This window comes from Stenotrophomonas sp. PS02298 (assembly GCF_029959445.1).
GTDB lineage: Bacteria > Pseudomonadota > Gammaproteobacteria > Xanthomonadales > Xanthomonadaceae > Stenotrophomonas.
In genome coordinates this window covers 1-817 of record NZ_JASCOR010000332.1, presented here as the reverse complement: position 1 = coordinate 817, position 817 = coordinate 1, and the positions used below count along the sequence as shown (strand labels likewise).

Annotated in this window: 1 protein-coding gene; it reads right to left on the bottom strand. The window is 66.3% G+C overall.

Annotated features, from left to right (window positions below):
- Window positions 1–817, bottom strand: an 817-nt coding sequence (locus QMX78_RS21480; RefSeq protein WP_282273488.1) for a methyl-accepting chemotaxis protein, incomplete at both ends; no start/stop codon positions are given.

Here is an 817-nt window from a genome sequence, read left to right as displayed (position 1 = left end):
CCGAGCCTTCGCCGACCTTGCCGACCGAGTCGTCGATCAGGCCCTTGATCTCCTTGGCGGCTGCGGCGGAGCGCTGGGCGAGGGTGCGCACTTCCGAGGCGACCACGGCGAAACCACGGCCCTGTTCGCCGGCGCGCGCGGCTTCCACTGCGGCGTTGAGCGCCAGGATATTGGTCTGGAAGGCAATGCCGTCGATGACGCTGATGATGTCGGCGATCTTCTTCGACGAGGCTTCGATCGCACTCATGGTGGTGACGACCTGGCCGACCACGGTGCCGCCCTGGCTGGCGACGCCATGCGCGCCGATGGCGAGCTGGTTGGCCTGGCGCGCGTGTTCTGCGTTCTGGCGCACGGTGGAGGTCAGTTCCTCCATCGAGGCCGCGGTTTCTTCCAGGTTGGCAGCCTGCTGCTCGGTGCGGCGCGACAGGTCGCTGTTGCCGGTGGCGATTTCGCTGGAGGCCAGGTTGATGCTGGAGGCCGCGTGCTGGATGCGGCCGATGATGTCGGTCAGCTGTTCAACGGTGGCATTGGCATCGTCGCGCATGTTGGCGAACACGCCGTGGAAATCGCCCTGCATCTTCGCGGTCAGGTCGCCGCGGGCGATGGCCTGCAGCAGCTGCGACAGCTCGGACAGGTTGCCGTCGGTGGTTTCCATCAGCTGGTTGAGGCTGCTGACCATGTCGCGGAAATCATGCTGGTAGGCAGCGGCATCGCCGCGCACCGAGAAGTCGCCTTGTGCGGCGGCGCCGGCCAGGCGCTTGATCTCGTTGTTGATCGCCGACAGGCTGGCCTTGACCGCATCCACGGTCTCGGTGAT